We start from the raw sequence: 26,677 nt of genomic DNA on the forward strand, positions 1-26,677 counted from the left end.
AAAACAGGGAGCCGGTGCGACGTTTACCGCACCGGGCTACACCTTAGAGTTGCGTCAGTTTTTGCAGCATCTGGTCGGTCGTCGACACTGCTTTACTGTTAATTTCATAGGCGCGCTGGACCTGGATCATATTCACCAGCTCTTCCGCCACGTTAACGTTCGAGGTTTCCACATACCCCTGATACAACAGCCCCGCCCCGTTCAGGCCCGGGGTACTTTCATTTGGCGTGCCGGAAGACTGCGTTTCGGTGTAGAGATTCTCGCCGATGCTTTCCAGTCCGGTATCGTTCATGAAGGTGGTCAGGTTAAGCTGTCCAACCTGGACCGGCGCGGCCTGACCTTGCTGAGTGACGCTGACGATACCGTCACGACCAATGGTGATACTCAGCGCGTTCGCCGGGATGGTGATCGCAGGCTGAACCTGGAAACCGCCCGCCGTCACCAGCTGACCATTCTGATCCACCTGGAAAGAACCATCGCGGGTATAGGCGGAGGTCCCGTCAGGCAGCTGCACCTGGAAGAAACCCTGACCTTTAATGGCAACGTCTTTACTGTTGTTGGTCTGGGACAGGTTGCCCTGGCTGTGCAGACGCTCGGTGGCGACCGGGCGCACGCCGGTACCAATTTGCAGACCGGACGGCAGCGTGGTTTGCTCAGAAGACTGCGCCCCTGGCTGACGAATCGTTTGATAAAGCAAATCTTCGAAAACCGCACGCTGGCGCTTGAAACCATTGGTGCTGACGTTTGCCAGGTTGTTGGCAATCACATCCATATTGGTTTGCTGTGCGTCCAGACCGGTTTTCGCGATCCATAAAGAACTGATCATAGGAAGTCCTGTTAACTCATAGCCAGAAGTTGGTTAGCCTTGCCTGCGTTTTCATCGACGCTGCTGATGATTTTCATCTGCATTTCGAAGCGGCGGGCGCTGGCGATCATGTCGGTCATGGCTTCTACCGGTTTGACGTTACTGCCTTCCAGCACGCCGGACATCACGCGGATGGTCGGGTCGGCCTGTAACGTGGCGCCACGCATGGCCTGCGCCGCCTGGGTCAGACGGAACATCCCGTCATCACCACGCTGCACTTCGTTGCCTTCCGCTTTCACCAGCTTCAGACGACCGACAGGCGCAACGGTGTTCGCCGGGTCGCCCGGGTTTAACGCCGAGATCGTCCCGTCTGCCGCAATGGTCAGCTCTGACCCTTCCGGCACCGTCAACGGACCGGCTTCGCCCATCACCGGATGCCCCTGAATCGTCAGCTGCCCGGTGGCGCTCACCTGGATATTACCGTTGCGGGTATAGCCTTCCCCGCCGTCCGCCGTTTGCACCGCCAGCCAGCCGTCCTGCTGAAGGGCAACGTCCAGCGGACGCGCGGTGTAATCCATCTGGCCTGGCGTCATGTCGGCGCCCGGCGTGGAGGCGGTGACCAGCGTACGCGTGGGCAATGACAGCCCTTCTACCGGCACCGCACGCAGCGCGTTGAGCTGCGCACGAAAACCTGGCGTGGAGGCGTTTGCCAGGTTGCTGGCGGTAACAGCCTGCTGATTGAGCGTCTGGCTTGCTGCGCCCATCGCTGTATATATTGCGTGATCCATTGCGCTTTCCCGTCAGCTGCTTAACGCAGGTTAACCAGCGTGTTGAGGATCTGATCCTGGGTTTTGATGGTCTGCGCGTTGGACTGGTAGTTACGTTGCGCGACGATCATGTTCACCAGCTCTTTACTCAGATCGACGTTGGAGGCTTCCAGCGCGCCGTTGGTCAGCGTGCCGAAGTTACCGGAACCCGCGGTACCCAGCAGGGCAACACCGGAAGACTGCGTGGCAGACCAGACGTTATCCCCTTCGGATTTCAGGCCTTCGTTGTTAGCGAAGTTTGCCAGCACGATCTGGCCCAGCACCTGGGTCTGTTCGTTCGAATAGTTACCGACAACGGTACCGTCATCGTTGATCTGGTAGCTCACCAGATCGCCCGGCTTATAGCCGTTCTGGCTCGTCGCCACGATGTTGTTTGCACCGGTGTTTTGCTGCATGGAGTTGGCGAAACTCATGGCAAACGTGGCTGGCGTCGCGCCCGGAACGGTACCCGTGGTGATATCAATACTCCCGCCATCCGTCAGTACACCACTCTCATTAAAGATCAGCGTAGTTTCTTCCTTCACCGCGCTGCCCGCTACGCTGCCATCCTGCGAATACACCTTCCAGGAGTTAGCTGGCGTCGCGTTTTTGACATAGAACAGGTTCATGTTGTGCGCATTACCCTGGCTGTCAAACACCGTCACGGTACCTTTCTTGTTGTAAGAGTCAGGGTTGGCCGGGTCGAAGGCGACGGTTGGCGCGGTATCGGTGGAGTTCAAGTTGATCTGCTGAGAGGCCGTGGTGGTGGACTTCGCCGCCATCAGCGTCGTTGGGATGGAGATCGCCTGCGGATTCGCACCGGTTTGCACCGTAGGCGGCGTGCCGGCAACCGGATAACCGGTTAACTGAAGTCCCTGCATGTTCACCAGGTTACGGTTTTCATCCAGCTTGAACTGGCCGTTGCGGCTGTAGAACACGGAACCGTTGGCATCCACCATACGGAAGAAACCGTTCTGGCTGATGGCGACGTCCAGACCGCGACCGGTGTTGGTGGTCGTCCCGTCGGTGAAGTCCTGGGTGATACCCGCAACCTTCACGCCCAGGCCCACTTTAGAGCCTGCAAACATATCTGCAAAAGACGCAGAACCGGATTTAAAACCATAGGTCGCGGAGTTGGCGATGTTGTTGCCAATGACGTCCAGGTTGGTGGCCGCAGCATTCAGGCCGCTGACCGCTTGAGAAAAGGCCATGACTTACTCCTGATAAGTATGAAGGCTTAGATAATCTGCCGAACTTCGTCGAGTGTGGTGGTACCGGAGGTACCCAAATCCAGTTTGTTGCCATCGCTACCTTTGATGACGCCCTGAACCAGGGCAAACTGTAGCGGCTGAGCCACCAGCTGAGTGGTGCCGTTGCTGGCGCTAATCGCAACCTGATACGAGCCGTTAGGCGCTTTAGTGCCGTCGGTCAGGCTGCCATCCCAGGTAAAGGTATGAACGCCCGCTTTAAGCTCGCCAATCTCAATCGTGCGCACCACGTTGCCGCTGGCGTCTTTGATTGTGGCGGTGACTTTGTCGGCCGGCTGCTGCAACTCAACGCCAAACGGCGTCGTGGTGGTGGTGGACGTGCCATCGGTAGTGCTGGTGCCCGCCAGAATCGTGGTCCCCGGGATCATCACCCCATGACCGATCAGGTTGGCGGCCTGCAAGGACTGGCTGTTATCGATTTGACCGGAGACCGAGCCGAGCGTGGTGTTCAGTTTCTCAATGCCGCTGACGGTACTGATCTGCGCAAGCTGCGTGGTCAGTTCGTTGTTCTGCATCGGATTGGTCGGGTCCTGATTTTTCAGCTGCGCCACCAGCAGGGTCAGAAAGCTGCTCTGTAAATCGGAGGCATTGCTCCCGGTGAGAGAGCTGGAACCGGTCGCACTGCTGGTGCTGTTGACGCCGGTATTTGTCGGGTCATTCACGTTTACGGCGATGGACATGCGTGTCTCCTTTACTGGCCGAGAGTGAGTGTTTTGAGCATCATGCTCTTCACGGTATTGAGCACTTCGACGTTTGCCTGGTAGCTGCGCGACGCGGACATAGAGTTCACCATCTCCCCGACCACATCCACGTTCGGCATTTTCACGTAGCCGCTGGCATCCGCGAGCGGGTTGCCTGGCTCGTAAACCAGCTTGTCGGGTGCCTGGCTCTCAACCACGTCCGCCACTTTTACGCCGCCCGTTGCCGCACCCGGTGCAGCATCAACCTGGAAGACAACCTGTTTAGCGCGATACGGTTGCCCGTCAGGGCCGGTCACGCTGTCGGCGTTGGCCAGGTTACTGGCGGCCACGTTCAGTCGTTTGGACTGCGCCGTTAATGCCGAACCGGCGATATCAAAAATATTCAGCAAGGCCATTTACTAATTGCCCCCCTGTAGGACGGTCATCATGCCTTTAATTTGCCCGCCGAGTAGCGTCAGACCTGTCTGGTATTGCAGGCTGTTATCGGCAAACTGTGTGCGCTCCCGGTCCATGTCGACGGTGTTGCCATCAAGCGAGGGCTGATCGGGAATACGGTAAAGCAGGTCGGTCGTTGGCGCGGTCATCGCCTGAGCGGGAATATGACGTGAGGATGTCAGGGCCAGTGAGACACCCGTTCCTTCGGCACGTCCACGCTCCATCACTTTTTTGAGTTCACTGGAAAAATCAATATCGCGCGCCTGGTACCCGGGAGTATCCGCGTTGGCGATATTGGCGGCTAAAATCTCCTGCCGCTGGGCGCGTAAGTTGAGCGCTTCCTGCTGAAAACGTAACGCGGCGTCGAGTTTATCGAGCATGTCTCCTCCGCTGATGAGAAAATTTCAGTTCACAGCTTAAATCTCACCCCGTCTCCCCTATCGACGGAATAAGCGCAAAATGCGTCGCTATTTGTTGCGTTGATGGAAAACCACTGCGGGTAGAATTTGCTAAATTCTGGACATGGTGGAACGTGCGATGCGGACTTTTAAACGTGGCCTGGCGGCGGCCCTACTGCTTTTGAGCCCTCTGGTGCAGGCTGAGGGGTTAGAGGATCAGCTCAATGCATTCTTTGCGCAGAAGCTGGCCGGTTTCAGCGATGACGTACGCGTGACCGTGCGCACCCCGCCTAACCTTTACCCTTCCTGCGAAGCCCCGTCATTTAGCGTGACCGGCAGCACCCGCTTGTGGGGCAACGTGAACGTGCTGGCGCGTTGCGCCAATGAAAAACGCTATTTACAGGTTGCGGTTCAGGCGACGGGCAATTATGTTGTCGCCGCCGTTCCCATTCCCCGGGGCAGCCTGCTGCAACCTGACAGCGTAACGCTGAAGCGAGGCCGTCTGGATCAGCTTCCACCGCGGACGATGCTGGATATCAACCAGGCTCAGGAGGCGGTCAGCCTGCGCGATGTCGCTCCTGGACAGGCGATACAGCTATCCATGCTGCGCCAGGCGTGGCGGGTGAAAGCGGGACAACAGGTGATGGTGGTCGCCAATGGCGAAGGCTTTAGTATCAACAGTGAAGGAAAAGCGCTGAATAATGCCGCAGTGGCACAAAATGCCCGGGTCAGAATGTCCTCAGGCCAGGTGGTCAGCGGCACGGTCGGTCCTGATGGGAATATTCTGATTAACCTGTAATCTTTTTAAAGATTTCGCGGCGACTGCCGATAAATATTCAACAAATGATGATGTCAGGCGCAAACGCCGCGAACCCTCGATGAGGACAACACTATGAGCATTGATCGTACATCAGCCCTGAAGCCGGTTAGCACTGTACAACCTCGCGAAACGAATGAGGCTGCCCCGCAAAAAACGCGTCTGGAAAAAACGTCGACGGCTAACAGCACCAGCGTCACGCTGAGCGATGCCCAGTCGAAGCTGATGCAGCCAGGCAGCAGCGATATCAACATGGAACGTGTTGAAGCGCTGAAAACGGCTATCCGTAACGGCGAACTGAAAATGGATACCAGCAAAATCGCTGATGCGCTGATTCAGGACGCACAGAGTTTCCTCCAGAGTAACTAACCGTATGAGTCGACTGTCAGAAATACTGGATCAGATGACGGTGGTCCTGAACGACCTGAAAACGGTGATGGATGCCGAACAGCACCACCTCTCTTCTGGTCAAATCAACGGCAGCGCGTTGCAACGCATTACTGAAGATAAAAGTTCGCTGCTGGCGACCCTGGATTATCTGGAAAAACAGCGACGCGCTGAGCAAGACGCGAAACGCAGCGCCAATGATGAGATCAACGAACGCTGGCAGACCATTACAGAAAAAACCCAGCATCTTCGCGATCTCAACCAGCATAACGGCTGGCTGCTGGAAGGTCAGATTATCCGTAATCAGCAGGCGCTTGAGGTGTTAAAGCCCTATAAAGAGCCGGGGCTGTACGGTGCGGATGGTCAGACGGCCACGGCACGTATCACGGGCGGGAAAAAGATTTCGATTTGACGCAGTAGCGGCACGTCATGAAGCGGGGAGCACCTTCTGGTGAACTCCCCTTTTGGCGTTTATACCGTGCGGCGGGTAAACTCTTTCACCTTGAAGCCAAGCACCGCCAGCGTGGCAAAGTACGCCACCACCCCGACCACCACCACGGCCATCAGACGCATCAGGCGGTAAGGCATGGTGCCCTGCGCCCACTCAGGCATGACATACAACATGCCAACCAGCGCGGCCGCCATCACCACTACCGCGATCGCCAGACGCAGCAGGAAGCCTGCCCAGCCCGGCTGCGGTGTGAAGATATCCTGCTTGCGCAGCTGCCAGTACAGCAGCCCGGCGTTCAGACAGGCCGCCAGACCAATCGACAATGACAGCCCCGCGTGTTTCAGCGGTCCAATAAACGCCAGGTTCATCAGCTGCGTCATGATCAGCGTCACAATGGCAATCTTAACCGGCGTTTTGATGTCCTGACGTGAATAGAAACCGGGCGCAAGCACCTTCACGACAATCAGCCCCATCAGCCCCACCGAGTAGGCGACCAGTGCACGCTGGGTCATGGCGGCATCAAAGGCGGTGAATTTTCCATACTGGAACAACGACACCGTCAACGGTTTTGCCAGGATCCCCAGCGCCACCGCGCTTGGCAGCGCCAGCAGAAAACAGAGACGCAGGCCCCAGTCCATCAGGCGGCAGTATTCATCGTGGTTGCCGCTGGCGAAACTTTTCGACAGTGACGGCAGCAGAATAGTCCCCAGCGCCACGCCCAGCACCCCGGATGGAAACTCCATCAGACGATCGGCGTAGTACATCCAGGACACCGAGCCCGACACCAGGAAAGAGGCGAAGATGGTATTGATGATCAGCGAGATCTGGCTGACGGACACGCCGAGTATTGCCGGTCCCATCTGTTTAATAACGCGCATGGCGCCCGCATCTTTGAAATTAATGCGCGGCAGAACCAGCATGCCGATCTTTTTCAGATGCGGAAGCTGGTAAGCAAGCTGTAGCACGCCGCCGACGGTCACGGCCCAGGCCAGCGCCAGCACCGGTGGGTTAAAATGCGGCGCGGCGAACAGCGCAAAGCCAATCATGCTGACGTTGAGGAACGTGGGGGCAAAGGCCGGAACGGAGAAGCGGTTCCAGGTATTCAGGATGGCACCCACCAGCGACGCCAGCGAAATCAGCAGAATATAGGGGAAGGTTATACGCAGCAGTTGCGTGGTCAGGGCAAATTTATCCGCCGTGTCAGCAAAACCCGGCGCCGTCACCATGATCACCCAGGGCGCTGCCAGCATCCCCAGGACGGTCACGATCGCCAGCGCCAGCGTCAGTAATCCGGAAACGTAGGCCACAAAGACGCGGGTGGCATCTTCGCCCTGCTTGCTTTTATATTCTGCGAGGATCGGAACGAATGCCTGTGAGAAGGCCCCTTCGGCAAAAATACGGCGCAGCAGGTTTGGCAGCTTAAAAGCGACGAAAAAGGCGTCAGTCGCCATCCCGGCGCCAAAAACCCTTGCCACAATGGCATCGCGCGCAAAGCCAAGCACGCGGGAAAACATGGTCATCGAGCTGACGGCCGCCAGCGATTTTAATAAGTTCATTAACGTGAAGTTCCACAACCCTACGGATTTCCAGGACGGATAAGCGTTAGCGCCACCCGGCAAAGCCAACAAGCGGCGCTTAGTCTAACCGGATTTCAACGAATTACTATCGGCAGATGTTACAACGCGTTATTCCGACATGGCTTCGCGCCAGAGTCGTTCCACAATGCGCTGCGCCAGAATAGCCTGCTCCCCGGACGTTTCAGGAACCGTCTGATTCTGCACGCAGGTGATGAAGTGACGCGCGCAGCCCACGAAGCCACGCTGCTCCAGGGTGCTTTGCCAGCCGGGAACGGGTAACGCGACCACGCCATTGCCCTTCTCTTCCCGCCACTCTCGCATATCGGTGACGTCATACAGCGCGCCATCCGTAACGGCCTGCACGGACTCGCGCTGGCTGCCCGCCCGACGATGCATGCTGGTCGTCACCTGCAAATGCTCAACGGCAAAATGATGTTCGGCGTAAACCATCTCGCCCTGCTCGTTGGTCAGCAGCGTGCCGCTTTGCAGCTGGGCTTTTCCATTACTCAGCCACAGGGCCGTATCCACGACGTGGAGATAATCATCCAGCAGCGTGAAACGCAGATCGTTCGGCCCCACGCTGTCGGTACGGTGCTTATCCATACGCAGAGAAGCAAACGAGCCGGACTGCGCTTTAAGCTGCTGATAGAGCGGCGCAAAACGGCGGTTGAAGCCGACCATCAGCGTCAGCTTTTTACGCGCGGCCAGCTCAATCAGTTGTTCAGCATCCTGTACATTTTCCGCCAGGGGTTTATCCACGCAGACGTGAACGCCTGCGTTCAGCAACTCGCTCACCACCTGATAGTGCGTCGCGGTTGAGGTATGCACAAATACCGCATCACATTCACGGGCTAAATCCTGTAGCGAACCGGCATAAGGGATGCGCCAGGTTTTGCAGATGCACTCTGCTTTCTCGCGGGTGGGCGACCACGCCCCTTGCAGCGTCCAGTCGGACGCGGCGCCTAAAACGGGCAGCCAGGCTTTTTGCGCGATCCCTCCCAGCCCCACAACACCAATGCGTAATGTTGTCACGATTAATCTCCCAGATGTGCGAGTAACGCATCAAGACGCTGCTTCAGCCCGGCAACCTCGTCCTCCAGGGCTGCCACGCGCGCGGTCAGGCTGTCGTTTGATGCTGGCGTGTCGGATTCTACGGCCAGCGCAGAGGGCTCAACGTCGCCGCTAAACAGGTGCATGTAGCGGCTTTCACGCTTGCCCGGCTCGCGGGGCAGACGCACCACGTAAGGACCGTCCTCGCGTGAGGCCAGCCCCTCCAGCGTCTTTTCAACGTCCTGCATATCCTGAAACTCATACATGCGGGAGGCGCGCGTGCGCAGTTCCCCCGGTGTCTGCGCCCCGCGCAGCAGCAGCGTGGTGATCACCGCCACTTCTGCGGCGCTGAGTTTTAAATCGCCAAATTCGGAATTACAAAAGCGCTGTTCATATTTAGTGACGCGATTGCCGAAGCCGCTGACGGTGCGCAGGTAGTGGCGCTTCACCAGCTCGTCAAGGGTATCCTGCACCTCGTGCTCGCCAAGGTTCATCACCGGCTCACGGTTCGTCTTCTGGTTGCAGGCCATCGTGACGGAATTCACGGACAGAGGATACTGTTCCGGCGTGGTGACCTGCTTTTCCAGCAGGCAGCCGACCACGCGCGCTTCGGCGCCATTTAACTGATATTTCATTTTTTCTCCTTAACGACCCGCGGTCCACTCCTGCGTGGTGAGCGCGGTGAGCACATGGTCCCGCCACTCGCCGTCAATCAGCAGATAATCTTTGGCATAGCCCTCTTTCTCAAACCCCAGGCGGGCCAGCAGATCGCCGCTGCGCTTATTGTGCGGCATGTAGTTGGCCATAATGCGATGGATATGTTGCGTGCGCTGCATGTAGCGAATCGCCGCCGTCAGCGCCTCAAACATGAGCCCCTGCCCCTGCCATTTCTGACCGATGGAATACCCGAGGTAACAGGCGTGAAACGACCCGCGTACCACGTTTGAAAAATTGGCGATGCCAACGATCTCTTTCTCTTCCGGATCGAGAAGCGCGAAATAAAACGCACTTCCCTGTTTATGAAATTCCGCAATCATACTGAGGCGCGCCTGCCAGCCAGAGGGGTAGCAGTGGCTCTCGTCCCGAACGGGTTCCCAGGGTTTTAAAAACTGGCGATTCTCGGCGTAATAATCCGCCAGACGCCAGGCATCACGCTCATGCACCAGACGAACGACCAGCCTGTCCGTCGTCAGACGCACTTTTGGCACATTACTGCGATAGCCAAACATCGTTACCACTCCTTCCCGTCGCTTCTGCTCTGCCTGTTAGCTTTACTATACCTGCGCCTGTGCCTTCTGTGAAAACAGTGACATACCATTTTGATCGCTTTTCACATTTTTCGATGAGAACTCTCTATCAAAGCACCTTTTTGATAAAAAAATATTGTCGCCAGCGGGTATGGGAAAAAGCCCGGCGACACCGCAGAATGTTAGCGTGCTCACCTTTTATTTTCCCTGGAGGGAAAATGTCCCGCGTATCACAGGCCAGGAGCCTGGGTAAATATTTCCTGCTCGTCGATAACATGCTGGTCGTGCTCGGCTTTTTTGTCGTTTTTCCGCTTATATCGATTCGTTTTGTCGATCAAATGGGCTGGGCGGCATTGATGGTCGGGATCGCGCTGGGTCTACGCCAGTTTGTACAACAGGGTCTGGGCGTGTTTGGCGGCGCAATAGCCGACCGCTTCGGCGCGAAACCGATGATCGTCACCGGCATGCTGTTACGTGCGGCGGGATTCGCCACCATGGCTATCGCTCATGAACCCTGGCTGCTGTGGTTCTCCTGTTTCCTTTCCGGGATTGGCGGCACCCTTTTCGACCCACCGCGTACCGCGCTGGTGGTTAAGCTTATCCGTCCGCAACACCGGGGGCGCTTCTTCTCGATTTTGATGATGCAGGACAGCGCTGGCGCGGTGGTGGGCGCCCTGCTGGGAAGCTGGCTGCTGCAATACGATTTCCGCCTGGTCTGCGCCACCGGCGCGATGTTGTTTATTCTCTGCGCGCTGTTTAACGGTCTGTTTCTGCCCGCGTGGAAGCTGTCGACGGTGAAGGCGCCTGTGCGGGAAGGGCTTGACCGCGTGCTGAGCGATAAACGCTTCGTCACCTATGTGTTAACCCTGACCGGCTACTACATGCTCACCGTGCAGGTCATGCTGATGCTGCCCATTATGGTTAACGATATTGCCGGCACGCCAGCGGCAGTGAAGTGGATGTATGCCATAGAGGCCTGCCTCTCACTGACGCTGCTTTATCCGATTGCCCGCTGGAGCGAGCGCCGTTTCCGGCTTGAGCACCGTCTGATGGCCGGGCTGTTGCTGATGACGCTGAGCATGATGCCCATCGGCCTGGTGAGTTCGCTTCAGCAACTGTTTATGCTGATCTGCACCTTCTATATTGGCTCAATCATTGCCGAGCCAGCCCGTGAAACGCTGAGCGCGTCACTTGCCGATGCCCGGGCCCGGGGCAGCTACATGGGCTTCAGCCGTCTCGGGCTGGCGCTTGGCGGCGCACTGGGTTACACCGGTGGCGGCTGGCTGTTTGATGCCGGAAAAGCGCTCCATCAGCCGGAGCTGCCGTGGGTCATGCTCGGCATGGTCGGCTTTATGACGCTGATTGCCCTCTGGTGGCAGTTCAGTGATAAACGCAGCACCCGCGGGATGCTGGAGCCTGGCGCCTGACCCTCTTTCACTATCAGTTTTTTCTGCTGGTTTCTGTTGGATCACCCTGACATACTGGCGTATCAGGACAGATGCGCCGATTTTATGTTGAGGAACGCCATGAAAAAGATCGTTATTGCCGCTGCGTTAATTGTCAGTGGTCTGCTGGTGGGATGTAACCAGCTTACGCAGTACACCGTCAGTGAGCAGGAAATTAATCAGGCGCTGGAAAAACATAATAACTTTTCAAAAGATATCGGCGTGCCCGGCCTTGCTGACGCGCATATCGTCCTGACGAATCTCGCCAGCCAGATTGGGCGCGAGGAGCCTAACAAAGTCACCCTTTCCGGCGATGCCAGCCTCGATATGACCTCGCTCTTCGGCAATCAGAAAGCGGATATCAAGCTGAAGCTCAAGGCGCTGCCGGTCTTTAATAAAGAGAAAGGGGCAATATTCCTGCAAGAGATGGAAATCGTCGATGCGGTTGTGACGCCGGAAAAAATGAAACCGGTGCTGCAAACGCTGATGCCGTATCTCAACCAGTCCTTGCAGAACTACTTTAACCAACAGCCTGCCTATGTTCTGAGCGAAGACAAGAGCAAAGGCGAATCTCTGGCGAAAAAATATGCCAAAGGGATAGAGGTGAAACCGGGTGAAATCATCATCCCTTTCACCGACTAAACACTCCGGGCGCTCAGGCGCCCGTTTTTTTTAACGGAATAGTGTGCAAACGAAAACGTTTCCGCTTATGATTTGTGTCCGGCAAAAACAGCCCTCTAATGACTGATCTCTTTCAAGCCGGAGCTTCCATGACTGTACAATCCCAGGTTCTCAAAATCCGCCGCCCAGACGACTGGCATATCCATCTTCGTGATGGCGACATGCTGAAAACCGTCGTGCCGTATACCAGCGAAATTTATGGCCGTGCGATTGTTATGCCTAACCTGGTTCCGCCAGTCACTACCGTCGAGGCCGCGATTGCCTATCGCCAGCGTATCCTTGACGCCGTTCCGGCCGGACACGATTTTACCCCATTGATGACCTGCTACCTGACGGACTCGCTGGATCCGAATGAAGTTGAGCGCGGGTTTAACGAAGGTGTATTCACCGCCGCGAAGCTCTACCCGGCGAATGCCACCACCAACTCCAGCCATGGAGTGACCAGCATTGATGCCATCATGCCCGTTCTGGAGCGTATGCAAAAACTGGGCATGCCGCTGCTGGTGCACGGGGAAGTGACCCACGCTGACATTGATATTTTCGATCGCGAAGCACGTTTTATCGAAACGGTCATGGAACCGCTGCGCCAGCGTCTTCCGGGGCTGAAAGTGGTGTTTGAACACATTACGACTAAAGATGCCGCAGAGTATGTCCGGGATGGAAACGAGCTGATTGCCGCCACCATCACCCCGCAGCACCTGATGTTTAACCGTAACCACATGCTGGTGGGCGGCGTTCGTCCACATCTGTATTGTCTGCCGATCCTCAAGCGCAACATCCACCAGCAGGCGCTACGTGAGCTGGTCGCCAGCGGCTTTCCACGCGCGTTCCTCGGCACGGATTCCGCCCCGCATGCCCGTCACCGTAAAGAGGCGAGCTGCGGCTGTGCAGGCTGCTTTAACGCCCCGACCGCCCTGGCAAGTTACGCAACCGTGTTTGAAGAGATGAATGCGTTAGCCCATTTCGAAGCTTTCTGCTCCCTTAACGGCCCGCGTTTCTACGGTCTGCCGGTTAATGACACGTTCATTGAGCTTGAGCGCAAAGAAAGCCAGGTTGAAGCGTCGATTGCGCTCACCGACGATACGCTGATCCCCTTCCTGGCCGGTGAAACCGTAAACTGGACGGTAAAACGCTAAAAAAATCGCGCCCCCTGTTGTCAAAGCGACAATATAACTGTATAAATAAACAGTATATTACACAGGGGGCATTTATGCGTATCGAAGTCACCATAGCCAAATCCACCGTCCTGCCTGCTGGCGCACTCGACGCTCTGGCGGGTGAACTATCCCGACGTATTAACAGCACTTTTCCTGAAAACGATGGCGCCGTAACGGTACGTTATGCGACAGCAAACCATCTTTCCGTCATCGGCGGCGCGAAAGAAGACAAAGAACGCATCAGCGAAATTTTGCAGGAAACATGGGAAAGCGCCGACGACTGGTTCATCACTGATTAAAATTTGCTCCCTCATTGTGTTTTTTTGCCGGGTCGCCCCGGCTTTTTTTCGTTTCGTCTCCTGAAAGTTCAAAATATTTCAGCATCTTCTTAGAAAATCGTGAACAAGATGGCGTTTTATTGTTCGAACAATCCTAAAAAGCATAAAAATGTGTTGCTACCCGTTTATTTTTTCCTTCTGAACCCTTATTAATTGATATACTGAAATTGCTTTCAGAAAAACATGCATTGAACCTCAAAGTCGTTGTCTTCTAACACGCATTAAGGGGGTTATAATGGAAAAGAATAGTGAAGTCATCCAGACCCATCCGCTTGTTGGCTGGGATATCAGCACCGTAGACAGCTACGATGCGCTGATGCTGCGTTTGCACTACCAGACCCCAAATCAGCAAAACCGTGATGAAGCGGAAGTTGGACAGACGCTGTGGCTTACAACAGACGTCGCCCGTCAGTTTATCTCTATTTTAGAAGCAGGCATCGCAAAAATAGAATCTGGCGACTATCAGGAAAATGAGTATAAACGGCATTGACCTTATGCCCCTTTTCACTCAACAGGCACCCTCGCGGTGCCTTATTTATTTCGTTCTTGTATAAGCCCACATAGTTAATTACTCTGCTAACAAAGCGTTAGTAAAGAGAAGCCTATGAAATACGATTTAATCATTATCGGAAGCGGCTCCGTAGGATCTGCCGCCGGTTATTACGCCACGCAGGCGGGTCTGAAAGTGCTGATGATTGACGCCCACCTTCCCCCCCACTCTGAAGGAAGCCATCACGGCGATACCCGTCTGATCCGTCACGCTTACGGTGAAGGTGAACGTTATGTACCGCTGGTGCTTCGGGCTCAGACGCTGTGGGATGAGCTGGCCACACTCACCGAAGATCGCATTTTTGAGCGCACCGGGGTCGTTAACCTGGGGCCAGCCAGCTCCACCTTTCTGGCGACCGTCGAGGAGAGCGCGAAAGCCTACCGCCTGGACGTCGAGCGCCTGGATGCGAACGGCATCATGGCGCGCTGGCCGGAAATTTCTGTCCCTGACGACTACATTGGGTTGTTTGAAGCCAACTCTGGCGTGCTGCACAGCGAAACGGCCATTAAGACCTGGATTGATCTCGCCGCCAAAGCGGGCTGCGCGCAGTTGTTCAACTGTCCGGTCACGGGCATCACCCACCATGCAGAGGGTTCAACCGTCACCACCGCTGAAGGTGAATATACCGCCACGCGCCTGCTGGTGAGTGCGGGAACGTGGGTGACGAAACTGCTGCCGGACCTGCCCATCCAGCCGGTGCGAAAAGTCTTCTCCTGGTTCCAGTCTGACGGGCGTTACAGCAGTCAGAACAAATTCCCGGCGTTTACAGGCGAGTTACCCAACGGCGACCAGTTCTATGGTTTCCCCTCGGAAAAAGACGCGCTCAAGATTGGCAAACATAACGGCGGACAGGTAATTTCCTCTGCGGAAGAACGCAAGCCGTACGGCGCTTATCCGCAGGATGGTTCCGAAGCCTTCACGTTCCTGCGTAATATCCTGCCGGGCGTAGGCGGGTTGCTTTACGGCGCAGCGTGCACCTACGACAACACCCCGGATGAACATTTTATCATCGACACCCTGCCGGGACACGACAACACCCTGCTCGTAACCGGGCTCAGCGGTCACGGGTTTAAATTTGCCTCTGTGTTAGGTGAAATCGCCGCCCAGTTTGCGCAGGGGATCGCGCCTTCGTTTGATCTCAAGCCCTTCGCGCTCTCGCGCTTTAACCGATAATACCTCTACAGGCTCCGAATAACCGGAGCCTGTTTAGCGAGAGGGGCATGATGCGCAGACTGGTAAATTACCTTATCAATAACATCCGCGAGCATTTCATGCTCTACATTGTTCTTTGGTCGCTGCTGGCGATCATTGACGTTATCTATATTGTATTCTTCTGAAAGTTCGTGCTGACGTTTATTGACACTCCTTTAAACTTATTTAACTTATATTTTTTAAAAAAACGTCACCTCAAATTTATTGAACGAAGCGATTGAAATACATTGCGGGAACATATTCAAATCCGCTGAAATAAATTAGATAAAATACATTATTCATTTTTTTCAGTTGCATTATTTATTTAACCCGTCCATTTTTATTGCTCAGTCATTTGAGAACGGAAATTCATATGCAATGGCGTAACTCCTCCCGTCGCTACGGAATAATATCCATGTGTTTACACTGGCTATTTGCACTTGCCGTTTATGCCATGTTTGGTCTCGGCCTGTGGATGGTGACATTAAGCTATTATGACGGTTGGTATCATCAGGCCCCCGAATTGCACAAAAGCATTGGGGTTCTGCTGATGATGGGTCTGGTTTTTCGCGTGATCTGGCGACATATCTCTCCACCACCTCCAGCGCCCAAAAGCCATGGCCGACTTACCCGCATAAGCGCTGTTGGCGCGCATATCGCACTCTATGCCCTGCTTTTCGCCATTCTGATCAGCGGCTATCTCATTTCCACCGCAGACGGTAAACCGATCAGCGTGTTTGGGCTTTTTGACGTCCCAGCCACGCTGGCTGACGCCGGTTCCCAGGCTGACACCGCAGGTGTGGTTCATCTGTGGCTGGCATGGAGCGTAGTAATCCTTTCTGTCCTGCATGGCCTTGCGGCCCTGAAACACCACTTTATTGATAAAGACGATACGCTGAAGCGCATGCTTGGCCGTTCGTCAGTTGACTCTGGAGCATAAAATGAAAAAACGCCTGTTGGGTATCGCATTAGGTTCGCTGCTATTTACCACCGGTTCGGCCCTGGCCGCCGACTATAAAATTGATAAAGAGGGCCAGCATGCCTTCGTCAATTTCCGTATTCAGCATCTGGGTTACAGCTGGTTATATGGCACGTTTAATGATTTCGATGGCACATTTACTTTCGACGAGAAAAACCCTGCTGCCGATAAAGTGAACGTCACCATTAATACCAACAGCGTCGACACTAATCACGCCGAGCGTGATAAACATCTGCGCAGCGCTGAATTCCTGAACGTGGGCAAATTCCCGCAAGCTACTTTCGCGTCGACAGAGGTGAAGAAAGACGGTGATAAGCTCGCTATTACCGGTAATCTGACGCTGAACGGCGTAACAAAACCGGTCACACTGGATGCCAAATTAATTGGACAGGGCGACGATCCATGGGGCGGAAAACGTGCTGGCTTTGAAGCCGCAGGCAAAATTCATCTGAAAGATTTTAATATCACCACGGATTTAGGCCCGGCATCGCAGGATGTAGAGCTGATTATTTCGGTGGAAGGCGTTCAGCAGAAGTCATAAAACAGGCCCGGCAGGCTTGCGAGCCGCCGGGCAGTGTTTTACTCCGGGTCCGGAATACCCAGTTTGGTATTCAGTCGGCCCCGGGATTTATTAAAGATCTTATTCCCGTTCTCGCGTCCGGCACGGCGACGACGTTGCTCTTCTTCAGGCAACATACTCTCTTCACTACACAGCTCACTACAGCAGCCGTTAAACTTCTCGGCACATGCAGGGCACTGAATAAACAGCAGATGACACCCGTCGTTTTTGCAGTTGGTATGCGTATCGCAAGGCGTACCGCACTGGTGGCAGTGCGCGATCACGTCCTCTGAAATTCGCTCGCCCATACGCTCATCAAACACAAAGTTCTTACCGATAAAACGCACCGGTAAACCCTGCTCACGGGCGCGGCGGGCATATTCAATGATCCCACCCTCAATGTGCCAGACTTTATTAAACCCGTTGTGCTTCATCCAGGCGCTGGCTTTTTCACAGCGGATCCCCCCGGTGCAGTACATCACGATCTTTTTGTCTTTATGCTCCTGCATCATCTCAACCGCTTTCGGCAGTTGCTCGCGGAAGGTGTCGGCAGGAATTTCCATCGCATTCTCGAAGTGCCCCACTTCATATTCGTAGTGGTTACGCATATCGATAAACACCGCTTCCGGATCGTCGAGCATCGCGTTCACTTCAGCGGCCTTGAGGTACTCCCCCACATTAGCGGCATTGAAGCTTGGATCGTCAATGCCATCCGCCACAATACGCTCGCGGACCTTCATGCGCAGCACCCAGAATGATTTACCGTCATCATCCAGCGCAATGTTCAGACGTAAGCCGTTAAGCGCCGGATCAAACCCGTAAAGGAGGTCGCGGAAGGCGCTGACCTTGCTTTCCGGCACGCTGATCTGCGCGTTAATCCCCTCACGCGCCAGATAGACGCGACCAAACACGTTCAGGGCGGTGAAAGCCTGGTAAAGTGCATCGCGGGTCGCCTGGGGATCGTTGATGGTGAAATACTTATAGAAAGAGATCGTTGTGCGCGGTTCGGTTTCGGCCAACATACGCGCTTTCAACATCTCATTCGAAACGCGGTTGTGTAACACTGGCATGGTGTACAAGTCCTGCAATCGTTGAGAATTAAAAATCGGTCGGCATGATATAGCAAACAAAGACAATTTACATCCACACAATTTACGCTACATTTCAGTCAACCTGATTAATCAGACTTAACATTTGCATATTCTTTCATGTTTCGATGACAGACATTTTGGCTATGCCTTAAAAAATGAGACAATAGCCTTTCAGGACGTTAGAACACAGGACAGACATGACCCAGTTACCGAAATTTACTGCCGCGCTTTTGCATCCCCGCTATTGGTTAACATGGTCAGGCATTGGCTTGTTGTGGCTAATTGTACAGCTGCCTTATCCCGTCATTTTCCGCATGGGTAAAGGACTGGGCCGCATTGCTCAGCAGTTTATGAAGCGTCGCGCCAGGATCGCGTATCGTAACCTTGAGCTTTGCTTCCCTCAGATGAGTGAATCTGAGCGCCACGACATGGTGGTTAAAAACTTCGAATCTGTCGGCATGGGGCTGATGGAGACCGGTATGGCCTGGTTCTGGTCGGATAAGCGCATGGCGCGCTGGACGGAAGTGGCCGGGACCGGCATGGAGCCGGTGCATACTCTTCAGGCCAACCAGACTGGCGTCTTGCTGATTGGCGTTCATTTCCTGACGCTCGAAATTGGCGCGCGCATGTTCGGCATGCAGGCGCCGGGAATTGGGGTTTATCGTCCTAACGATAATCCGGTGATCGATTTGATCCAGACCAACGGACGCATGCGCTCCAATAAAAGCATGATCGATCGCAAAGACCTGAAAGGGATGATCCGCGCCCTGAAATCAGGTGAAGTGGTCTGGTATGCCCCGGATCATGACTATGGCCCGCAATCCAGCGTGTTTGTTCCGTTCTTTGCGGTGGAAGATGCAGCGACGACCACCGGGACCTGGATGCTGGCGCGGATGTCCAAAGCGGCTATCGTGCCGTTTGTGCCGCGCCGTAAACCAGACGGTTCAGGCTATCAGCTCATCATGCTGGAGCCGGAACTCGCGCCGCCGCTGATTGATGCGGAAACCACCGCCCGCTGGATGAACGGCGTTGTCGAGAAATGCATCATGCTCGCCCCGGAGCAGTACATGTGGCTGCATCGCCGCTTTAAAACCCGGCCTCAGGGCGTCCCTTCCCGGTATTAACCTGCATGCGGCCTTCCGGGCCGCATGTTGTTTTAGCTTTAAAAGCTCCCCGTCATTGCGGCAATCATACCCCGGGCGCATAATTAGCAGGCTTACTACCTCACTGGTCATGGTGCCCTGCACCTCATTATGCGGATAGTTATGTCCCCCACAGATGCTCCCATAAACTGGAAACGTAACCTGACGGTTGCGTGGCTGGGTTGTTTTCTTACTGGCGCCGCCTTTAGCCTGGTGATGCCCTTTCTGCCCCTCTACGTTGAACAGCTCGGCGTCACTGGCCATAGCGCCCTGAATATGTGGTCCGGCCTGGTGTTCAGCATTACGTTCCTGTTCTCCGCCATTGCGTCCCCGTTCTGGGGTGGGCTGGCAGATCGCAAAGGCCGCAAAATTATGCTGCTGCGCTCCGCGCTCGGCATGGCGATCATTATGCTGCTGATGGGGGTGGCGCAGAACGTCTGGCAGTTCCTGATATTACGCGCGCTTCTGGGCCTGCTCGGGGGATTTATCCCTAACGCCAACGCCCTGATCGCCACCCAAATTCCGCGCCAGAAAAGCGGCTGGGCGTTGGGCACGCTCTCCACTGGCGGCGTAAGCGGCGCACTGCTGGGTCCGCTGGCGGGCGGGCTGCTGGCCGACCACTACGGACTGCGGCCGGTATTCTTCATTACCGCCAGCGTGCTGTTCCTCTGCTTCCTGGTGACGCTTATCTGCATCCGCGAGAATTTCACGCCCGTGGCCAAAAAAGAGATGCTGCACGCCCGGGATGTGCTGGCCTCGCTGAAAAACCCAAAGCTGGTGCTGAGCCTGTTTGTAACCACCATGATTATCCAGGTGGCCACCGGTTCAATCGCGCCTATTCTGACGCTCTATGTCCGCGATCTGGCAGGAAACGTCAGCAATATCGCCTTTATCAGCGGCCTGATCGCCTCTGTTCCCGGCGTGGCGGCGCTACTGAGCGCGCCGCGGCTCGGCAAGCTTGGAGACCGTATCGGCCCGGAAAAGATCCTGATCTGCGCCCTGATCGTCTCCGTCCTGCTGCTGATCCCCATGGCGATGGTGCAGTCTCCCTGGCAACTCGGCGTCCTGCGCTTCCTGCTGGGGGCTGCGGATGGTGCGCTACTCCCGGCTGTACAGACGCTGCTGGTCTATAACTCCACCAACCAGATAGCCGGTCGTATTTTCAGCTATAACCAGTCGTTTCGCGATCTGGGTAACGTCACCGGACCGCTGGTCGGCGCGGGGATTTCGGCCAGTTTCGGTTTCCGGGCGGTCTTTATCGTGACGGCAGGCGTCGTGCTGTTCAACGCCGTTTATTCGTGGCTCAGCTTATCCCGGGCGCTACGCCCGGCGCGAATAAGACAACATCGTGACGGCTAATTTTCGCATTCATACTTGCAAAATCACATAATCAGCTATTCTTTCCCTGAATACCTTCACGAAAAACAGGGAGACACCAATGACCATGTACGCCACGCTGGAAGAAGCAATTGATGCCGCTCGCGAAGAGTTCCTCGCCGATAATCCCGGCATTGAGGAAGAAGATGCTGACGTGCAACAACTCAATATCCAAAAATACGTCCTACAGGACGGCGATATTATGTGGCAGGCCGAATTCTTTGCTGATGAAGGTGAAGACAGTGAATGTCTGCCGATACTGAGTGGTGAAGGTGCGCAGGCGGTATTTGACGGCGACTATGACGAAATTGAGTTACGTCAGGAGTGGCTGGAAGAAAATACGCTGCACGAATGGGACGAAGGTGAGTTTCAGCTCGAACCGCCGCTGGATACCGAAGAGGGTCAGGCCGCAGCGGACGAATGGGACGAGCGATAAGTTACCGCTACTTGTAGGGGCCGTGGCTGGCATCGATGGGCAGCAGTAGCGTATCGAAAATCAGCGAAAACGGCAGATCGAGCACGGTGAGATAGCGCCATGCGGAATCGCGAACGTCCCACTGTACGCCGGGGTAGTATTGATTCCCGTGGCCCTGCCCGGGGATGGTGCGGCTGATAATGCTGCCGCAGCCGCTGAGCAGGCATGCCATCATGATTACAATGACGACTTTCATTGTTAAACCTCTAAAAAAATACCGGCGCTTAAGCCGGTATTTTATTTGGCGGGCAAAGAAGCGTTACTTCGCCTTCAGTGCCAGCGGATTCAGCTTCACGTCCTTGTAGTAGTTCACCCACGAAGAGTATCTCTCCGGCGCGGACCACACGCGGTAGTGAAGCCGTGCCATCGTCACCGGATCGCTCAACAACACCAGACGACGGTCGCGGTTAAGCTTTTCTGGCGTCTCGTTCAGCGCCTGCTCAACGTGGCGATCGCGGGCGATCTCCAGCACCTGGCTGGCGCGGTGACGCGCCGTCGCCATCGCGGTTGCCAGCGCGTTGAATGACGGGTTAAACACGGCATGCATAAAGCCATCATCCAGCGTGCGTTTGCGGTTCTGCTCCAGATAGGTATCGGTATCCACCAGCACCTGCGGCGGAGAATACTCTTCCGGGATCAGGAACAGCTTCCAGCGTTTGGTACGCAGGCCCACCGTGGAACGGCTGGAGATCACCGACACAAACGGCGACAGGATCAGCGAGAAGACGATTGGCGCCAGCCAGAACAGGAAACGCAGATCCAGCCAGGCCATACCAACGGCCCACACCAGGCCCAGCAGCAGCTGAGAGCCATGGCGCATAAAGGCTTCACTCCACGGCGTAGAGTCATCGTCACGCTGCGGTGAATTCCACACCACTTCCCATCCCAGGAACGCGCTCACCACAAACACCGTATGGAACAGCATACGCACCGGCGCCAGCAGGACCGAGAACAGCACTTCCAGCAGCAGTGAAAGGGTCACGCGACAGAAACCACCGTACTCCTTCGAACCTTTACACCAGATCAGAATGATACTGAGCAGCTTAGGCAGGAACAGCAGCACCATGGTCGACGCGAACAGCGCGATCGCCAGCTCCGGACGCCACTGCGGCCACACCGGGAACAGCTGGCGCGGTTGCAGGAAGTACTGCGGCTCCGTCAGGGCATGCACAACCTGCAACGCGGTTGAGAGCGCCAGGAACATAAACCACAGCGGCGCAGACAGATAGGACATAACGCCCGTCAGGAACACCGCACGGTGAACAGGGTGCATTCCTTTCACCAGGAACAGGCGGAAGTTCATCAGGTTACCGTGACACCAGCGGCGGTCGCGTTTGAGCTCATCCAGCAGGTTCGGCGGCAGCTCTTCATACGAGCCCGGCAGATCGTAGGCAATCCAGACGCCCCACCCTGCGCGACGCATCAGCGCGGCTTCCACAAAGTCATGCGACAGAATGGACCCGGCAAACGACCCTTCACCCGGCAGCGGCGCCAGGGCGCAGTGCTCGATGAATGGCTTCACGCGGATAATGGCGTTGTGGCCCCAGTAGTGAGATTCACCCAGCTGCCAGAAGTGCAGACCGGCAGTAAACAGCGGCCCGTAGACGCGGGTCGCAAACTGCTGACAGCGCGCATACAGCGTGTCCATACCGGACGCTTTTGGCGAGGACTGAATAATACCCGCGTTCGGGTTGGCTTCCATCAGACGGACCAGCCCGCTCAGGCAGTCGCCGCTCATCACGGAGTCTGCATCCAGTACCACCATGTAGCTGTACTGGTTACCCCAGCGACGACAGAAGTCATCGATGTTTCCGCTCTTACGCTTAACACGACGACGACGACGACGGTAGAAGATCTGCCCTTCGCCCTGCACCTCGGCAATCAGCTCCATCCAGGCTTTTTGCTCTGCCACGCAGATATCCGGGTTGTAGCTGTCGCTCAGGATATAGACGTCGAAATGCGCCGCGTTACCGGTCGCCTTCACGGACTCCCAGGTGGCACGCAGCCCGGCGAATACGCGGTCAACGTCTTCGTTACAGATAGGCATGATCAGCGCGGTACGGTGCTCAGGATTGAGGGGTTCATCTCCGACCGTCGACGCGGAAATGCTGTATTTGTCACGCCCCATCAGCAGTTGCAGGAAGCCCATCAGCGCCGTCCAGAACCCGGCGGAGACCCAACAGAACAGCACGGCGAACAGCAGAAGAATGCCGCTCTGTAAAATATACGGCAGCAGCTGCATGAAGGAGACCCAGATATCCTGGCCAATCATGTCAGCAGGGTTAATTAACGCCCAGCCCTGGTACGGCAGAATGGTTTTCATGTACCAGGTGGCGACAACCGTCTGCGCCAGCGTCAGCAGCAGCAAAATGTAACGACGAATCGTTCCTACGGTACGCCATTTCTGCTCGGACGCCTGCTGTTCTTTGGTCAGACGTGACAGATAGCGCGGCGTCACGTCTCGCCCACGCAGGCGATCCCAGAAGCGGCCCACCGGGTTGGTGCGCCACGGATCGGGGAACATGGAGGAACGCGTGGCCTTCGGCATCGCCTGTAGCTGGTCACGCCCTTCGTCATCCTTGATTAACTGCCCTTCTGCCAGCGAGTCCGGCCATGCCTGCTCCAGACGTGCCTTCACTGACCCCAGCGGCGTATCATCATCACGGGAAAAGTGACGATGTTCACCATCCAGCGCGGTGTGAACCGCGCGGATGTCGCTCGCAGGGAGTGCCGCTTTTTCAATGTCCGTCAGCGGCATGGCATCAATATATTCAGATGTATTATTCATTGGCAGGTAGCTGATAGCTCCAGGTTTCACTCAGCGGCTTATCGTTACTGACCAGCGCGGCGCGCATTTCAGTGGTCTGTTTCGGATCTTTCACCTTCACGCGCAGGGTCAAACGCCACCCTTTGGTGACCGGATTGTAGCGCACGGCGTTCTCAACGATTTCACCGTTATCGCCAATGCTGGCCTGTGCCGTCACGGCAGTATCCGGCGCCAGTTTTTTCATATCCTGCCCGGTGAAGTCCACGATAAATGCCAGCGTGCCATCCGGCTGACGAATCAGGTTGGACTGCTTCACGTCACCCGTCGAACGACGCGTCTGCATCACGTACGCGTTATCCGGCGCGTGCAGCTTGTCTTCGTCACGGCTGAAAGTGATCGCATACTTGAAGTTCATCTCTTTACCGGCTTCCGGCAGCTGATCCGGTGTCCAGTACGCCACGATGTTATCGTTGGTTTCATCGTTGGTTGGAATTTCAACCAGCTCAACTTTGCCTTTACCCCAGTCGCCTTTCGGCGTCACCCAGGCGCTTGGACGCAGATCGTAGCGGTCATCCAGATCTTCAAAGCGGGAGAACTGACGGCCACGTTGCAGCAGACCAAAGCCCTGCGGGTTTTCCATCGTAAAGCTGCTGACAGCGAGGTGTTTCGGGTTGTTCAGCGGACGCCAGATCCACTCGCCGTTACCCGCATGAATGGAGAGGCCATTGGAATCATGCAGTTCAGGACGGAAGTTGGTCGCCGGAGACGGCTGGTTCGGCCCGAACAGGAACATGCTGGTCAGCGGCGCGACGCCCAGTTTGCCCACTTTATCGCGCAGGTAAACTTTAGACTGTACGTCAACCACCGTGTCACGCCCTGGCATGATCACGAAGCGATAAGCGCCTGTCGCACGAGGGGAGTCCAGCAGCGCATAAATTGTCAGACGTTTGTCGGTTGGTTTTGGACGTTCGATCCAGAACTCGCGAAAACGTGGAAATTCTTCACCTGATGGCAGCGCGGTATCAATTGCCAGACCGCGCGCAGAAAGCCCGTACACCTGCCCCGCGCCAATCACGCGGAAGTAGCTGGCGCCAAGCATGCTGACGATTTCGTCGTTTTTATCTTTGCTGTTAATCGGATAAAGCACCTTGAAGCCTGCGAAGCCGAGGTCTTTCACCGTGTCTTTATCGTGTTGCACATCGCCAAAATTGAAATAATCCGGGCTGTACTTGATTTTGCGTACCGCGGTCGCCGTCACTTCGTTGATGGCAACCGGCGTGTCGAAGTACATACCCTGGTGGTAAAATTCAAGCTTGAACGGGGTTTTAATATTGTTCCAGTACGCTTTATCGTGATTGAACTGGATCTGCTGATAGTCCGCGTATTTCATGTCGCGGAAAACGGAGGGCAGGTTACTTTTTGGCGCTTCGTAGCTCTTGCCCGCCATCGATTTAGCCTGTTTTGCGACATCATCGATGTTAAAGGCCAGTGCAGATGAGGTATACAGTGACAACAGCACTGCTACACCCAACCAACGCATTTTCATCATTTGTGGTTTATGTTTCATAATAAGTAAGCACTTCCCCCTTTGTGTGCTTATATCGATCCGATCCATTTTAATGGAAACTCAGGCAATCCGACAACATTATCACTGCTTTGTTCAGCTCGCTGGCTCATGGATTAAGCAAATGAAAGAACCCGCTTTTCACTTTGCGTGCTTATCCTGGAGACAGGGTGTCGGTCTTGGTGTAGGGTTGGCTCCGAATGTAACCATTATGAGCCTTAGGGATAAGGCGAAAAGTCTGAGAATGCGCAAAGTTATATGAGCACAACCCCTGTACAACGTGAATATTTCCTCGACTCGATCCGCGCATGGCTCATGCTATTGGGGATCCCTTTTCATATTTCACTGATCTATTCCAGCCACACCTGGCACGTGAACAGCCAGATGCCCTCCTGGTGGCTGACGCTGTTTAATGATTTTATCCATGCCTTCCGCATGCAGGTGTTTTTTGTCATTTCCGGTTATTTCTCTTACATGCTCTTCTTGCGCTATCCCCTCAAGCGGTGGTGGAAAGTGCGCGTGGAGCGCGTGGGCATACCGATGTTGACGGCCATTCCGCTGCTGACGCTGCCGCAGTTCATCATGTTGCAGCATGTTAAAGGCAAGGCGGAAAACTGGCCGAATCTCTCCTTCTATGAGAAATACAACACCCTGGTCTGGGAGCTGATTTCCCACCTCTGGTTCCTGCTGGTACTGGTGGTGCTAACCACGGTGAGTTTGCTGATCTTCAGCCGGCTGCGCCAGCGCGCGAGTAGCGCATCCTCGACCTTCTTCGCCAACATCACCCTGGGCAAGCTGTCGCTGCTGTTTCTTGCGCTGGGGGTCGCGTATGCCGCCGTCAGGCGCACCCTGCTCATTGTCTACCCTCCCATTCTGAGCGATGGGCTGTTTAATTTCGTGGTGATGCAGACCCTGTTCTACATTCCCTTCTTCTTGATCGGGGCGCTGGCATTTATTCATCCCCGGCTTAAAGCGCTGTTTACCACCCCCTCCCCCTGGTGTGCGGTGGGTGCTGCGCTGGCCTTTGCCGCCTATCTTCTCAATCAGCGCTATGGCAGCGGGGACGCGTGGATGTATGAGACAGAGAGCGTGATAACGATGCTGATGGGCCTGTGGATGGTTAACGTGGTGTTCGCCCTTGGCCATCGTCTGCTGAATTTTAAATCCAGCCGCGTCACCTATTTCGTTAATGCTTCGCTGTTTATCTACCTGGTTCACCATCCGCTGACGCTGTTTTTCGGGGCGTACATTACGCCGCATATCGCCTCGAATGCGCTGGGCTTCTTTACCGGCCTGGTCTTTGTGGTTGGCATTGCCATCGTGTTGTATGAAATCCACCTGCGGATCCCGCTTTTGCGTTTCCTGTTCTCAGGCAAACCTCAGGTTAAAGCGGGATAACAAAACGGCGCCTTCAGGGCG

General features: G+C 55.4%; 30 protein-coding genes. 16 read left to right on the forward strand and 14 right to left on the reverse strand.

The annotated features are described in order from the left end of the window. Positions 1-43: 43 nt before the first annotated feature. The 6 genes from flgG to flgB are packed head-to-tail and all read right to left on the reverse strand — an operon-like array spanning position 44 to position 4,395. Complete coding sequence (gene flgG / locus ACOTW6_RS06295; RefSeq protein WP_000625853.1) at positions 44-826, reverse strand: flagellar basal-body rod protein FlgG; 783 nt, start codon at positions 824-826, stop codon at positions 44-46. Between the two features lie 11 nt (positions 827-837). Further along, the gene (locus tag ACOTW6_RS06300) at positions 838-1,593 is read right to left on the reverse strand and encodes a flagellar basal body rod protein FlgF (RefSeq protein WP_062932037.1); all 756 of its coding nucleotides are present in this window, start codon (positions 1,591-1,593) and stop codon (positions 838-840) included. A gap of 20 nt (positions 1,594-1,613) precedes the next feature. Continuing rightward, positions 1,614-2,822 carry a flagellar hook protein FlgE gene (flgE, locus tag ACOTW6_RS06305; protein ID WP_062932038.1) on the reverse strand — a complete coding sequence of 403 codons (1,209 nt, stop codon included), beginning with the start codon at positions 2,820-2,822 and terminating at the stop codon, positions 1,614-1,616. Between the two features lie 26 nt (positions 2,823-2,848). Further along, the gene (gene flgD, locus ACOTW6_RS06310; RefSeq protein WP_003857994.1) at positions 2,849-3,559 is read right to left on the reverse strand and encodes a flagellar hook assembly protein FlgD; all 711 of its coding nucleotides are present in this window, start codon (positions 3,557-3,559) and stop codon (positions 2,849-2,851) included. Positions 3,560-3,570: 11 nt separating this feature from the next. After that, entirely contained in the window at positions 3,571-3,975 is a 405-nt protein-coding gene (gene flgC / locus ACOTW6_RS06315) for a flagellar basal body rod protein FlgC (RefSeq protein WP_003857997.1), read from the reverse strand. A gap of 3 nt (positions 3,976-3,978) precedes the next feature. Further along, the gene (gene flgB, locus ACOTW6_RS06320) at positions 3,979-4,395 is read right to left on the reverse strand and encodes a flagellar basal body rod protein FlgB (protein WP_003857999.1); all 417 of its coding nucleotides are present in this window, start codon (positions 4,393-4,395) and stop codon (positions 3,979-3,981) included. 157 nt (positions 4,396-4,552) lie between these two features. On the opposite strand from flgB, the gene flgA reads away from it, so the two are divergent. The 3 genes from flgA to flgN all read left to right on the forward strand — a co-directional run bounded on the left by flgA (position 4,553) and on the right by flgN (position 6,029). Further along, complete coding sequence (gene flgA / locus ACOTW6_RS06325) at positions 4,553-5,212, forward strand: flagellar basal body P-ring formation chaperone FlgA (RefSeq protein ID WP_045344268.1); 660 nt, start codon at positions 4,553-4,555, stop codon at positions 5,210-5,212. A 93-nt stretch (positions 5,213-5,305) separates the two neighbouring features. Then, positions 5,306-5,599, forward strand: a complete 294-nt coding sequence (gene flgM / locus ACOTW6_RS06330; protein ID WP_003858002.1) for a flagellar biosynthesis anti-sigma factor FlgM — start codon at positions 5,306-5,308, stop codon at positions 5,597-5,599. Between the two features lie 4 nt (positions 5,600-5,603). Beyond that, positions 5,604-6,029 (forward strand): flagella biosynthesis chaperone FlgN, encoded by a 426-nt coding sequence (flgN, locus tag ACOTW6_RS06335; RefSeq protein ID WP_003858003.1) that lies wholly within the window; start codon positions 5,604-5,606, stop codon positions 6,027-6,029. A 59-nt stretch (positions 6,030-6,088) separates the two neighbouring features. Here the strand turns inward: flgN and murJ are convergent, their stop codons facing one another. The 4 genes from murJ to rimJ all read right to left on the reverse strand — a co-directional run bounded on the left by murJ (position 6,089) and on the right by rimJ (position 9,924). Beyond that, positions 6,089-7,624: a murein biosynthesis integral membrane protein MurJ gene (gene murJ, locus ACOTW6_RS06340; protein ID WP_045349245.1), complete on the reverse strand. Its 1,536-nt coding sequence runs from the start codon at positions 7,622-7,624 to the stop codon at positions 6,089-6,091. Between the two features lie 129 nt (positions 7,625-7,753). Further along, entirely contained in the window at positions 7,754-8,677 is a 924-nt protein-coding gene (locus ACOTW6_RS06345; RefSeq protein ID WP_062932039.1) for a Gfo/Idh/MocA family protein, read from the reverse strand. A 2-nt stretch (positions 8,678-8,679) separates the two neighbouring features. Further along, positions 8,680-9,330, reverse strand: coding sequence for a YceH family protein (locus ACOTW6_RS06350; RefSeq protein WP_062932040.1), 651 nt, complete (start codon positions 9,328-9,330; stop codon positions 8,680-8,682). Between the two features lie 9 nt (positions 9,331-9,339). Then, a complete protein-coding gene (gene rimJ / locus ACOTW6_RS06355; protein ID WP_003858007.1) occupies positions 9,340-9,924 on the reverse strand; it encodes a ribosomal protein S5-alanine N-acetyltransferase in 585 nt (194 codons plus the stop codon). A gap of 236 nt (positions 9,925-10,160) precedes the next feature. Here rimJ and mdtH point away from each other — a divergent pair, with 236 nt between their 5' ends. The 9 genes from mdtH to ACOTW6_RS06400 all read left to right on the forward strand — a co-directional run bounded on the left by mdtH (position 10,161) and on the right by ACOTW6_RS06400 (position 16,824). After that, positions 10,161-11,369 (forward strand): multidrug efflux MFS transporter MdtH, encoded by a 1,209-nt coding sequence (gene mdtH / locus ACOTW6_RS06360; protein ID WP_062939381.1) that lies wholly within the window; start codon positions 10,161-10,163, stop codon positions 11,367-11,369. Positions 11,370-11,468: 99 nt separating this feature from the next. Further along, complete coding sequence (locus ACOTW6_RS06365) at positions 11,469-12,029, forward strand: lipoprotein (RefSeq protein ID WP_017384739.1); 561 nt, start codon at positions 11,469-11,471, stop codon at positions 12,027-12,029. Between the two features lie 128 nt (positions 12,030-12,157). Next, positions 12,158-13,204, forward strand: coding sequence for a dihydroorotase (gene pyrC, locus ACOTW6_RS06370; RefSeq protein WP_062932042.1), 1,047 nt, complete (start codon positions 12,158-12,160; stop codon positions 13,202-13,204). Between the two features lie 74 nt (positions 13,205-13,278). Further along, complete coding sequence (dinI, locus tag ACOTW6_RS06375) at positions 13,279-13,524, forward strand: DNA damage-inducible protein I (protein WP_003858011.1); 246 nt, start codon at positions 13,279-13,281, stop codon at positions 13,522-13,524. 274 nt (positions 13,525-13,798) lie between these two features. After that, positions 13,799-14,053 (forward strand): biofilm formation regulator BssS, encoded by a 255-nt coding sequence (gene bssS, locus ACOTW6_RS06380; RefSeq protein WP_015570838.1) that lies wholly within the window; start codon positions 13,799-13,801, stop codon positions 14,051-14,053. Positions 14,054-14,167: 114 nt separating this feature from the next. After that, complete coding sequence (solA, locus tag ACOTW6_RS06385) at positions 14,168-15,286, forward strand: N-methyl-L-tryptophan oxidase (protein WP_121479121.1); 1,119 nt, start codon at positions 14,168-14,170, stop codon at positions 15,284-15,286. Positions 15,287-15,336: 50 nt separating this feature from the next. Then, positions 15,337-15,450 (forward strand): YceO family protein, encoded by a 114-nt coding sequence (locus ACOTW6_RS06390; protein WP_003858014.1) that lies wholly within the window; start codon positions 15,337-15,339, stop codon positions 15,448-15,450. Between the two features lie 227 nt (positions 15,451-15,677). Next, positions 15,678-16,244 (forward strand): cytochrome b, encoded by a 567-nt coding sequence (locus ACOTW6_RS06395; protein WP_017384743.1) that lies wholly within the window; start codon positions 15,678-15,680, stop codon positions 16,242-16,244. Position 16,245: 1 nt separating this feature from the next. After that, positions 16,246-16,824, forward strand: coding sequence for a YceI family protein (locus ACOTW6_RS06400; protein WP_022650779.1), 579 nt, complete (start codon positions 16,246-16,248; stop codon positions 16,822-16,824). A 38-nt stretch (positions 16,825-16,862) separates the two neighbouring features. Here ACOTW6_RS06400 and ACOTW6_RS06405 read toward each other — a convergent pair whose 3' ends face one another. Then, on the reverse strand, positions 16,863-17,912 hold the full coding sequence (locus ACOTW6_RS06405) for a rhodanese-related sulfurtransferase (protein WP_062932044.1): 1,050 nt from the start codon (positions 17,910-17,912) through the stop codon (positions 16,863-16,865). Positions 17,913-18,130: 218 nt separating this feature from the next. On the opposite strand from ACOTW6_RS06405, the gene ACOTW6_RS06410 reads away from it, so the two are divergent. The 3 genes from ACOTW6_RS06410 (at position 18,131) to ACOTW6_RS06420 (ending at position 20,888) form a co-directional block, all read left to right on the forward strand. Further along, entirely contained in the window at positions 18,131-19,057 is a 927-nt protein-coding gene (locus ACOTW6_RS06410) for a Kdo(2)-lipid IV(A) acyltransferase (RefSeq protein ID WP_003858019.1), read from the forward strand. Positions 19,058-19,198: 141 nt separating this feature from the next. Then, entirely contained in the window at positions 19,199-20,434 is a 1,236-nt protein-coding gene (gene mdtG / locus ACOTW6_RS06415) for a multidrug efflux MFS transporter MdtG (protein ID WP_062932045.1), read from the forward strand. A gap of 79 nt (positions 20,435-20,513) precedes the next feature. Continuing rightward, positions 20,514-20,888 (forward strand): MysB family protein, encoded by a 375-nt coding sequence (locus ACOTW6_RS06420; protein ID WP_062932046.1) that lies wholly within the window; start codon positions 20,514-20,516, stop codon positions 20,886-20,888. Positions 20,889-20,895: 7 nt separating this feature from the next. Here ACOTW6_RS06420 and ACOTW6_RS06425 read toward each other — a convergent pair whose 3' ends face one another. The 3 genes from ACOTW6_RS06425 to mdoG form a co-directional block, all read right to left on the reverse strand. Further along, a complete protein-coding gene (locus ACOTW6_RS06425) occupies positions 20,896-21,123 on the reverse strand; it encodes a YceK/YidQ family lipoprotein (protein WP_062932047.1) in 228 nt (75 codons plus the stop codon). 63 nt (positions 21,124-21,186) lie between these two features. Beyond that, the gene (gene mdoH, locus ACOTW6_RS06430) at positions 21,187-23,715 is read right to left on the reverse strand and encodes a glucans biosynthesis glucosyltransferase MdoH (RefSeq protein WP_015570846.1); all 2,529 of its coding nucleotides are present in this window, start codon (positions 23,713-23,715) and stop codon (positions 21,187-21,189) included. Next, entirely contained in the window at positions 23,708-25,261 is a 1,554-nt protein-coding gene (mdoG, locus tag ACOTW6_RS06435) for a glucans biosynthesis protein MdoG (RefSeq protein WP_062932048.1), read from the reverse strand. Before mdoG ends, mdoH begins: the two co-directional genes overlap by 8 nt. A 255-nt stretch (positions 25,262-25,516) precedes the next feature. Here mdoG and mdoC point away from each other — a divergent pair, with 255 nt between their 5' ends. Beyond that, positions 25,517-26,656 (forward strand): glucans biosynthesis protein MdoC, encoded by a 1,140-nt coding sequence (gene mdoC / locus ACOTW6_RS06440; RefSeq protein ID WP_047052420.1) that lies wholly within the window; start codon positions 25,517-25,519, stop codon positions 26,654-26,656. Positions 26,657-26,677: the final 21 nt, after the last annotated feature.

The organism is Enterobacter cloacae complex sp. IR5403, from assembly GCF_049238705.1.
Lineage (GTDB): Bacteria > Pseudomonadota > Gammaproteobacteria > Enterobacterales > Enterobacteriaceae > Enterobacter > Enterobacter hormaechei_C.